Genomic DNA, 10364 nt, shown 5'->3' with positions numbered 1-10364 from the left:
CCCAACGACCTTGCACGCGAACCGCTCCGACATCTGCATAGTGCCGGTGAGCATGGTGATCGCGGCGCGTTTGGCGGTCGGGCTCAGAATTTTCCAGTGGATAATGAGAACAACCCGCTGGTGGGACGGCCTGACCCGGAATTTTCCTGGCCACCGAAGTGCCTTTCGCAGGACCCGTCGACCCGACCGCCAGCGGGCCACCACACCCGACAGTGGAGCACGCGATGTCCGTGACCTCATAGGAGCCTGCCGCCCCGCCCGGCCCGTCACTGGCCCGTCCGAACCTCGCGCCCCCCATGTCAGAGGAAGGCCATCACGTGACACCGACCCGAGCCCCACAGCACATCTACTGCGGCATCGACACCCACGCCGACACCCATCACGCCGCAATCATCACCGACACCGGAATCCTGCTCGCGCACCGCCAATTCGACACCACCTCATCAGCATATGACGCTGTGGTCGAATGGATCCACCTGCACGGTCACCCGATCTCAGTAGGAATCGAAGGCACCAGCTCCTACGGTGCCGGCATCAGTCGCCACCTACGACATCACCACATCGCGGTGGTGGAAGTGCCTCGCCCCAACCGCAAACTTCGCCGAAGCGAAGGCAAGAGCGACCCCATCGATGCCGAAGCCGCGGCCCGTGCCGTCCTGGCCCGTCACCAACTGTCCGAGCCCAAGCACGGTGACGGACCCATCGAAGCGATCCGGGCCCTGCGGGTCGCTCGATCCGGCGCTGTGAAGGCCGCGACCGCCTCGATGAATACGATCCGATCAATGCTTGTCACCGCCCCCGAAGTGCTGCGCACACAGCTACGTGGGCGCAGCACCACGGCACTGCTCGACGCGTGCATCGCGCTCGAACCCGACACCGCCGCCATGACCGATCCGGTCAACGCCACGATCGTCGCCCTGCGTTCACTCGCGAAACGAACACGCGAACTACGCAGGGAAGCACAAGAACTCAAGAAAAATCTGGCTGCACTTGTCAAGGAAGTCGCCCCACGAACCGCGAGCGTGTTCGGACTCGGCCCGGACACCGCGGCGGCACTGCTGATCACCGTTGGCGACAACCCACAAAGGCTACGGTCGGAGTCGTCCTTCGCTCACCTCTGCGGCGTCGCGCCCATCCCCGCATCGTCGGGCAAGACGAATCGGCATCGACTGCACCGCGGTGGCGATCGTCGCGCCAACGAGGCCCTGCACACCGCCGTCGTCGTCCGCCTCCGATACAGCGACATAGCCCGCAGATACGCGGAACGCCGCACATCAGAGGGCAAATCGATGCCTGAGATCATCAGATGCCAGAAACGCTATCTCGCCCGCGAAGTGTTCACCGCGCTACGACAGGACTACCGAGCTCTGACCACTTGACCTCTATAGGAGCGTCCTTGGCGATCTCCCGCAGCGCGTCCTTCTCCAACTCGGCATCGGCGAGCAACCGTTTGAGCCGGCTGTTCTGCTCCCGCAGTTCCTTGAGTTCCTTCGCTGCATCGGCGTCCATGCCGGAGTACTGGCGCCGCCAGTTGTACAGCGTCGCCGCCGACACCTCGAGCGCTGCGGCGATTTCCTCACCGTTCTTGCCTTCCGCGGCCAACTCGTCGGCTCGGCGCAGCTTGCGCACGATGTCCTCCGCCGAGTGACGTTTGCGTCCCGCCATGATCCCTATCGTCCCTTCTTCGCCCTCACCAGGGCAATCAGGACTCTAGAACAACCCGGACCTACTCGCAGGGGACATGCCAGATCTTCTCGACTATGCGGAGTCGATCGGAGATCCATCCCCGCTGGTGCTGGTCACCAAGAATCTCGCTCCCGGCACGCCAGCGGTCGTGCTCGGCGCCCACCTCGCCCATATCGAGGCGGTCCGCCAGATCGACGCCGAACTGGCGGACCGCGCCGAAGAAGCGGCGACGCAACACCGCTGGTGGCAGGAAGAACACGCGGACATCCTCTCCGCGTGAAACCCACCCTGGTGGCCAGGCAAGCAGCCGGGACACCAGGCTCCGAACCCGAAGCCGGACCGCGTACACATCCGAACGAAAGGAATCTCGTTGATCACCACTGTCGAGCCCCGCGCCACTCTCCTCCTGGCCAACCTGATCCGGGCCTATCCCGACACGGTGCGGACCGCACTGCTCGCCGCTGGCGTTCCTGTAGATGAGCCGATCAACCCGAACACGGTTGTCGCCGAACTGAAGTGGAGCAAGGAGGATCGCAGGCGCATCGACGTCGCGTTCGAGGCCGGCCGGACCGTGATCGTCGAGGCGAAGGTCGACGCTGCCCCTGAGCTCGATCAGGTACTCGGCTACATGGGTGATGTCGACGACCAAAGCCTCGGAGTTCTCTTGGTTCCGGAACGTGCACGGGCCGAAGCGCTTCAGGTGTCCGACGGTGCGCCCGACGTCCACGTCGTCACCTGGGATCAGATCCTCGGTCCGCTCCGAACTAACACCCCGATCGCTCAGCACATGAGCGAGGACATCACCACACTCCAGTCGTTTCCGAACACGAAGACGAAGCAACGTGCCGCGTGGCGCGCCGCCCTCACACGTACCGACCTGTCTCCGGCCACCGGCGAGGTGACCTCCGGAGCCAGGAACTGGCCTGCCGTCGACATCCGTGTGCAAGACGCCTGGGTCCTCGGCCAGATCGAAGGCACCCAAGACATCCATGCTGACCCGACACATCAGCTGACCATCGGATTCGAGGTAAACGAGACCGAGTACACCGATCCTGCGGAGCGCTCGAAGATGCGGTCCGCGCTACTCAAGCTCGGCGACCGACTGGAGGTCGAAGGGATCGAGATCAGCCCCCACCGAGGTGCCGCCTCGAGGCAGACACAGCACAAGCTGCTCGACTTGGAAGACCACCCATACCTGGCCCGCGGCTACAAGGATTCGTACGTCGGGGTGAGGATGCCCCGACGTTCCACCGCCGACGAGGCGCTCAAAGATGTGATCGCGGTTGTTCCTGTCCTCGTGTCGATCTCGCGAGAGATTTGGGGTGCGGGGCAGAGTCAGGAATCGCCCTTCTAGCTGTTTGAGGCCACGACGTTGGTGGCCGCCGGGATCCGGGCCTGGGGCGCCGGTTTCCGGCGGCTGTGGAGCAAGATGTGCGCTAACGCCCTGTTTCAGCTGACCAGCCCGAATGGCACGACGACGACCGCACCGCGACCGGCTACGGAGATTTCGACTCCGACCGCGAAGGCGCCGCTATGCCAGGACTCGGGCAGGTTGCCGTAGTCGTCGCCGGAGAGCTCAACGCCGAACTCGTCACGTACAGCCCAACATCGGGTCATGGCCAGCCGTCCTCCTGCCGGCAGGACGGTATCGCCCTCGACCGCATCGTGACGGCTGCCGCTGTAGGAATGACCATCCGCAACCGTCTCGCCGAGTTCGGCGAACTTCACACCTGACGAAGTGCTTGTCAGCGTTCCCTCGTCGTAGGTCAGTCCGGGTAGTCCGTACTCGACCTTCTCACTGACCGGCAACGATTCCACCTCGTCGAGCAGCTCACGATCGCTGGTCGCGTACTGATTGATCTCACGCAGATGGATCGACGGATACATCTGTGAGGAGCTCAGGTTCGGGAAGTACGCCGTCCAGTCCTTGCCGTCCTTCTTCGTTCCCGAGTACACCGACAGGGGAGGGATGTTGTTCTCGACGTCGAAGTCCATGCAGATGTAGGCCTCTCCGAGGACACGCGCGTTGTCTACCTTGATGTCGACTTCCGGCTTCCAATCTCGATGCTCTTCGATCTCTCCCCGGATGAGGTCATCAAACACATCGGCACCCGACGGGTTTCTGGTCTTGAGTTGGATGCTCGGATCGGTCATGTCGAGATGCACGGTGCTGCCGTACTCGATCACCGATGCCGAGTCGGGATCCTTCTCCACCTGTTCGACTGCGAGTCGAGCAAGGTCGGCGCCGGCGTCCAGCCCGGACGCCGACTCCCCGTCGGCGACGGCGGTGCCGCCGGTAGCCGATCCGCACCCGGTCAGGGTCACGACGGTAGCGGTCGCAACCGCCAGGACGACACAGCTTGTGCGGGATGCACGCATGACCGGGTATCTCCTCGAATGCGGCCGCCATTGGCCGGGCGGCTGGTGGTATCAGCTGCCAGTGTAGCCACCAAGGGTCAGCGGGAACGCTGCCTCCGAAGCAGGGGCAGGGTTGGACCCGGCACCATCTGCCAAACCCTCGAACCCCGGTGCACCCCACCGCCTCTCGCCGACGACTGGTGGTGGCCCCAGCGCGGGGAACGCCGCCTCGAGCTACGAGTCGGCGTTCTGTGTGTGGTGCAGGTTCGATCAGCGCGGAGCGAGCACGTTGTGGCCGATCACGAAGGGGCCGAAGAAGGTCTCACCACCGAGGAAGTACCGCTGCCCCTGACCGGAGTCGATGTAGCCGCCGCCCGGAACGTCGATGATCTGGTAGTTGACGGGCCCGATGGAGGAGTACAGCGTCAGGACACCGTTCTGGACGCTGGCCGGTGCCGTCGACGGGACACCGAAGTTCACGGTGGTGAAGGTGTAGTCGCCGGAAGCCACGGCGGCCGTGGCCGCGGGCGCGGCAATGACCGCACCGGCAACGGAGGCGCCGGCGGCAGCCAGAGCCAAGGCTCCGGTGGCGATCAGGCGTTTGGTCTTCTTCATGAACGTTCCCTCCCCAAAATGTCCTTCTTGCAGCGCGTCATCCTATGCGGATGCTCTGCGGAAGATGGCACCGGTATCGGTATGGCGGGTCGTCCAGATCATCCGTCGGACACCTTCGGCGATTCCAACAACCGCAGCGCAATCGGACGGCCGACACACGATCGAGGACAGTGGGCACGGAGGTCCGCTTCGCTGGGGTGCCGCACAGGAGGAGCCGCGCCTACATCATGTCCGGCCTGATTAGTTCGCTGCTGCATCCACCGTTCGGGGCTCGTCCTTGCGCAAGCCGAATCACCCCGTCCCCGAACTGGAGGTACCCATCTGACGCACGTCCCGACGACCCCGAATAGCCTTTCTGGCCGGAACGTAAGAAACACACTTCGGGGGACTTGATGACTACAGGATCTGAACTGCCTCAGCCGGGCGCATTCCAACCGGTGGGAGAACCGGGGGCTGGACCTCCCACACCGCCGAGGTTCCGCCGTAGCGTGCATCTTTCGACCCTCGCCACCCTGCTGCTCGGGATCCCTTGGTTGCTGTTCAGCCTTATCATCATCGGGCTTGTGGTGGACATCATCGCCCCCAACAACGACACCGCCCTCTCGACCACGATCGCGGCATTCCTCGCGTCAGGCCTGCTGGTCTTCTTCCGACCAACGGAAGACGTGATCGCCAGAGTGATGTTCCGTCTGCGGAAGCCAACCATGGCTGAAGCCAGCGTCCTCGACATGGTGTGGGGTGATGTCGCCGTCGCAGCCGGGGTCCGGCCCGAGCGGTACCGGCTCTGGGTGCAGGACACTCAGGAGTTGAACGCCTTCGCCACCTCGGGGCACATCGTGGCCGTGACCCGCACCGCGTTGGAGATGCCGCCGAACCACCTCGCCGCGGTACTGGCCCACGAACTCGGCCACCACCTCGGCGGACACGCCTGGGCGAGACTGCTCATGTACTGGTACGCCATTCCCGGCCGGCTGACCGCGAAGGCGTTCTACTGGATCAACCACATGGTCTTCGCGATTCTCACGGGTTTCACCCTCGGTGCCGCCGGTGGCGCAGTCGCTGGCCGCGCAGGAGGGCAGGCAGCGGGGTGCCTCGTCGGGCCGATCGTGCGTCTGTTCCCGGTGCTGTGGCTGCTCGGCCTAGCGTGGTTCGCCTACGCCATCCACCCCGCACTACTTCTTCTGTTCGCGATCCCGTTCGTGCTGGCCTGGTTCAGCAGGTACGGCGAGAAGTACGCCGACCGGGTCGCCGCCGACCTCGGCTACGGTCCGCCGCTGGTCGAGGTTCTCTACGGGTGGCTCAACGCGGGCCACGACGAGGCACGCAAACAACAGGGCTGGCGTGCCAACCTGTTCTCCAGCCACCCCTCGTGTGCGGCCCGGATCCAGGCCCTGGAGAAGCGCCTCTACGGCCACACCCAGATCGGCAGCCGGCCGTGAAGTGGCTCCCACATCGCAAGCCCACCCGAGTGGAGCGGCCGTGGGACTACCTTCGCCACGACGATCCTGCCGCGGCGGGGATCTTGGATGCGCTGGCGAATGACCGGACCCTCGACGACATCGACCGGGCCCGCATCCTCACTGCGGTCGACCACGCCGCCCACGACCTGGAGATCCGCCAGCGCCTGACCGCCGAACTCGCCGCCCTCGGCCCGGCCGCGGCCCTGCACCCCTCCGGCCTCCGTACCCTGCCTGGCACCCGGTTCGCGACCCACAACATGTTCGCCGGGCAGGTGCGACTGGGCCGGGTGGTGCCCACCGCGAACAGCGCCCTGATGCGGGCTGGCGACTTCGGTGTCGACCATGACGTGCTGAGGACCTCGCTCATGGTGATCGGCCCGCCCGGATCGGGAAAAACCCGAAGCCTCGCCATCCCCATCGTCGAGCACCTCTCCCTCGCTTCCCTGGCGGGGAAGGCGAGTCTGGTGGTGATCGACCCCAAGGGCACCGACTTCGCCTACGACGGCTGGTTCGACATCACGATCGACCCCCTCAACCCGACCCATGGGTTCAGCTTGTTCGGAGGCGCCACCAACGCCGACACCGCAGCGGACCGGCTCGCCGCAGCACTGCTGCCCCCGAACGTGTCCGACGACAAGGCCTACTTCAAGGACGCCTCCTACAACGCGCTCTACGACTGCCTCGCCCCGTATCACGCCGCGTACGGGACGTGGCCGACCGTGAAGGAACTCCTCGCGCTGCTACGTGCTTCCCAGGCCGTCCACGACCAGGTGAAGGCAGCGTTGAAAGGCACCCCCGGCGCGAAGGAATGGAAGGAGCATCTCGACAACCGGGTCCGGCAGTCGCAGGGCAGCCACGACCCGGCCGCCAGTCTCGTCGAACGTCTCGCCAGGCTCGACCGGCCCGCGCTGCGGAAGATCTTCGATCACCAGCACCGGTTCGAGATGCGCGACATCAACAAGCCCGTTCGGGTCCGGGTCGCCATCCCCGAGGCCGACTACCCGGAAGCGTCGCGGGTGCTGGCCAGGCTGGTGGTGTCCCAGTTCGTGCAGACCGCCTCGGCCCCGGAGACCAACCGCCGTATCTTCAAGGGGCTCGTCATCGACGAGGCTGGTCGGTACGTCGACGACTACGTTGCCCGCGGCGTGCAGAAGGTCCGATCCAACAACGCCGGCATGGTCCTGCTCACCCAGACCCTCGCCGACTTCCCGCCCGACGTGCGCCCGACGATCTTCGGATCCACCGGCTGCAAAGCGGTGTTCGGTGGAGTCGATCCGGAGACCGCGGACCACTTCTCCCGGTGGTTCGGTGACGAGTGGATCACCCAGAACACAGTCAGCCGCGGCGAGACCAGCAGCGTCACCTACGACGACCGGACAATCTTCAGCCGGCGCAGCGGTCACAGCGAGGGCCACACCCAGTCGGTGTCCAGTCGCCGTGTCGAACGCGCACGCTGGACAACATCGGACATCATCACCGGCGTCCCGCCCGGACACGCACTGATGGCGCTCGCCACCAGCGACGGCAACCGTGTCGGTCCGATGCTGGTCAACCTCCGGAACTGACCGGACGGCCTGCGGCCCAACCAAAGATGGTTGGGCCGCAGGTGTTCGCGGTTACCCGATCATTTCCCGAGAAGGGGGATCGCGCGTTCCACGAGAGGCAGAAGCTCCGGACAGAACACACCGACGATGGGAAGGATGAGCATCACGATGCCGATGATCACCCTGATGATGCCGGCCACTTCCGTGGTCAGGTGGTGAACGGCGGCGGCGAGCTTTCCGACCGCGTCCACGTTGTCCGTGGTGCGATCGACCTTCGCGACGAAGGTGTTGCGGTTCCGGTTGTTGTAGCGAGCCATCGGTTCTCCTTGAACCGTCAGGGATCAAGGGTCGCCAAGCGATGACTGCTCTAACAGCCACTACCGACGAACCCAAGATCCAGGTGGATTGACCTGAAAGGTTGAGTTGCCGGTGTAGTGGCAGCCTCTGTTTAGTTGTGCGGTCGAGAGCGTACCGGGGATCTCCGACATCCGATCCGCGAGCAGGTCATTGGGCCGTGTCGCCGGATGCCGGTAGCCTCGGGCTGTCGGTGGAGGTGCTCTAACACCGTTTGACATCGACAGGGGGCCGCGGCGTGGCTTGTAGCGAGCCCTGCGCCGCGGCTCTTCTCACTTCGCGGCACCAGGTGCGAGGCTTCGACGATCCGCGTACAGGTCATCGACACCGTGTGCGGTGCAAGCTCAGCGATTCACACTGCCCCATCGAAGCGAGTCGCATCGCGCGGGGCCGCATTACGGGATGTTCCTGGACCCCCGGCCGGCAACGCGGGGCGATCGTGGAGTGGTGCCCCCCGAAGCGGGAAACCGACGGTCAGTCGGTGGGAGTGCCGGGCTGGCGCACACAGGTCGCAGCGACATCGGGGCGGCGGGCCGGGCCGGAGTAGTGAGAACCGGCCGTCGCCGCTGTGTGCGAAATCGAGAATCTTCTGCCGCACCTGGTTGCCGACCCCGACGTACCTCCCGCATAGGTTTCCGCACTGTTGCGCACTGCCTGTTCTCACCTGGCTGGCTTTGTGCGGGAATCCGATTCCATGGGCGCAGGAGGAGACTGGCAGGTATGTCAGAGCGTGAGCCGCAGCCGGGGTTGAGCGACCGCGACATGGACCAGCTGAAGGCGATGGGGTCGATGCTCGAGTCCCTGCGCGACGCGTTCGTAAGTGGAGATGATGATGGCGGCGCCGCCGTGGTCCGGCAGCTTGCGCAGGTCGACATCGACTGGGATCGCGTACGTGACTGTTTGCACGTACCGGAGGACGCGGGAGAGTACGCCGGCGGATTACAGCAGATCCTGTTGCGGATCCCCGACGGGTGGGGACGTCATGTCCGGGCTGGCAAGGGCTGGTACCCGATCCTCGTCCGGCTTGACGAGGCCCTCACTGCTCTCGATCCGGTATACGTGGTGTATCAGGTCAAGGAGAAGTTCGGTGGCCTGCGTTACTACTTCGGCACCGACCTCGATGAGGTCCAGGGGCCGATGAACGATCTCGTGGCGGCTGCAGAGGCCGCCGCCGAGCGCACTTGTGAGGAATGCGGCGACACCGGAACCGGAGTGCGGCTGCGGACCGATCACTACCGGTATCAGACCCTGTGTGAGCAGTGTGCGGATCGGCGGTCTGACCGCACACTCCGCCCCATCTGACCACGGCCACACACGACTCGCTGGTCGCCCCTCGATTCGCGACGCTTCCGCGACTCGATCAGTCCATGCCCTGCAAGTCGGCTGCGACCAACTGGTCGACGTCCGCTTCGGTCAGCAGGCCCGCGCTCAGGCGGTCCACGGGGCGTTCGTCGTGGATTCCGAGGTTCGCGGTGAACCACCAGTCGAGCGTGCCCCACGGGTCGAGTTGGCACCCGAGCGCTTCGTTCGCATATGCGGCTACCGGAGAAATGCAGCTGCGGTCTCGGTCGAACTGGAACAGCGGGTAGCGGTGCTGGCCGTCCACCTCGAGTCCGAGCAGCTGGCTCGCTTCCCGTCGCGCCTCGACCGATGACCGATCTGTTCCTGTTGAGTCAAGGATCTCGTGCACGGTCTGCTCGCCGACGGTGTCGCGGTCCATTGAGAGAGGCAGTCGGTAGCGCAGACGACCGGTGGCAGTGTCGAGGTAGACGACATCGACCTCGGATGAATGCTCATCGCCATGTTGATGCACCGGACCCCCTTTGCGTGACTGGATCCCACTGAGCAGGTCCAGTGGTTGTGCGAGTTCGAATGCACCAAAATGAGTGCAGGAGGGCGAGTACACGACATGGCACGACGACGGCATACTCCGGAGCAGATCATCCGCAAGCTCCGCGAAGGCGAGAAACTTCTCGGCGAGAAGTTCTCGATCGAAGATGTCTGCAAGCACCTCGAAGTCTCCGAGGCGACCTGGCATCGCTGGCAGTCCCAGTACGGCGGCATGAAATCCGACGACGTCAAACGACTCAAGGAACTCGAGAAGGAGAATGCGCGGCTGAAGAAGATGGTCGCCGACCAGGCTCTCGACATCGACATGCTCAAGGAGTTGAACCGGGGAAACTGGTGAGTCCGGACCGCCGCCGCAGGGCCGTGGAGGTACTGCGGGAGCGGTTCGGGGTTTCCGAACGGCGTGCCTGCAAGGTTGCTGGACAATCCCGCTCGGTGCAGCGCCGCCGGCCGACCATCGCCGAGACCGAGCGAACCCTGCGGGAGCGATTACGGGAGA

Annotated in this window: 10 protein-coding genes and 2 pseudogenes; 7 read left to right on the top strand and 5 right to left on the bottom strand. The window is 64.8% G+C overall.

The annotated features are described in order from the left end of the window. Positions 1-317 precede the first annotated feature (317 nt). Positions 318-1379 (top strand): IS110 family RNA-guided transposase, encoded by a 1062-nt coding sequence (locus tag AC0B44_RS20895; RefSeq protein ID WP_471904659.1) that lies wholly within the window; start codon positions 318-320, stop codon positions 1377-1379. A 16-nt stretch (positions 1380-1395) separates the two neighbouring features. On the opposite strand, the pseudogene AC0B44_RS20890 reads toward AC0B44_RS20895, so the two are convergent. After that, positions 1396-1665, bottom strand: a pseudogene (locus AC0B44_RS20890) (transposase); the annotation flags it as partial. A 76-nt stretch (positions 1666-1741) separates the two neighbouring features. Between AC0B44_RS20890 and AC0B44_RS20885 the strand changes: the two are divergent. Then, positions 1742-1966: a hypothetical protein gene (locus AC0B44_RS20885; RefSeq protein ID WP_471904658.1), complete on the top strand. Its 225-nt coding sequence runs from the start codon at positions 1742-1744 to the stop codon at positions 1964-1966. 90 nt (positions 1967-2056) lie between these two features. Beyond that, the gene (locus AC0B44_RS20880; RefSeq protein ID WP_471904657.1) at positions 2057-3040 is read left to right on the top strand and encodes a hypothetical protein; all 984 of its coding nucleotides are present in this window, start codon (positions 2057-2059) and stop codon (positions 3038-3040) included. A gap of 95 nt (positions 3041-3135) precedes the next feature. Here AC0B44_RS20880 and AC0B44_RS20875 read toward each other — a convergent pair whose 3' ends face one another. Both AC0B44_RS20875 and AC0B44_RS20870 read right to left on the bottom strand, forming a co-directional pair. Continuing rightward, positions 3136-4065: a hypothetical protein gene (locus AC0B44_RS20875; RefSeq protein ID WP_471904656.1), complete on the bottom strand. Its 930-nt coding sequence runs from the start codon at positions 4063-4065 to the stop codon at positions 3136-3138. A 249-nt stretch (positions 4066-4314) separates the two neighbouring features. Further along, positions 4315-4659: a hypothetical protein gene (locus tag AC0B44_RS20870; RefSeq protein WP_471904655.1), complete on the bottom strand. Its 345-nt coding sequence runs from the start codon at positions 4657-4659 to the stop codon at positions 4315-4317. A 488-nt stretch (positions 4660-5147) separates the two neighbouring features. Here AC0B44_RS20870 and AC0B44_RS20865 point away from each other — a divergent pair, with 488 nt between their 5' ends. Further along, positions 5148-6098, top strand: coding sequence for a M48 family metalloprotease (locus AC0B44_RS20865; RefSeq protein WP_471904654.1), 951 nt, complete (start codon positions 5148-5150; stop codon positions 6096-6098). Then, the gene (locus AC0B44_RS20860; protein ID WP_471904653.1) at positions 6095-7684 is read left to right on the top strand and encodes a type IV secretory system conjugative DNA transfer family protein; all 1590 of its coding nucleotides are present in this window, start codon (positions 6095-6097) and stop codon (positions 7682-7684) included. The genes AC0B44_RS20865 and AC0B44_RS20860 overlap by 4 nt, the downstream gene beginning before the upstream one ends. 59 nt (positions 7685-7743) lie before the next feature. Here AC0B44_RS20860 and AC0B44_RS20855 read toward each other — a convergent pair whose 3' ends face one another. Further along, positions 7744-7980, bottom strand: a complete 237-nt coding sequence (locus AC0B44_RS20855) for a hypothetical protein (RefSeq protein ID WP_471904652.1) — start codon at positions 7978-7980, stop codon at positions 7744-7746. Positions 7981-8737: 757 nt separating this feature from the next. Here AC0B44_RS20855 and AC0B44_RS20850 point away from each other — a divergent pair. After that, positions 8738-9319: a hypothetical protein gene (locus AC0B44_RS20850; protein WP_471904651.1), complete on the top strand. Its 582-nt coding sequence runs from the start codon at positions 8738-8740 to the stop codon at positions 9317-9319. Between the two features lie 58 nt (positions 9320-9377). Here AC0B44_RS20850 and AC0B44_RS20845 read toward each other — a convergent pair whose 3' ends face one another. After that, positions 9378-9737 (bottom strand): hypothetical protein, encoded by a 360-nt coding sequence (locus tag AC0B44_RS20845; RefSeq protein WP_471904650.1) that lies wholly within the window; start codon positions 9735-9737, stop codon positions 9378-9380. 189 nt (positions 9738-9926) lie between these two features. Between AC0B44_RS20845 and AC0B44_RS20840 the strand changes: the two are divergent. Next, positions 9927-10364: pseudogene (locus tag AC0B44_RS20840) on the top strand (transposase); the annotation flags it as partial.

It is taken from the genome of Rhodococcus sp. NPDC019050 (assembly GCF_055664235.1).
The sequence above is the reverse complement of the archived record's forward strand: the minus strand, read 5'-3'. Positions and strand labels throughout refer to the sequence as shown.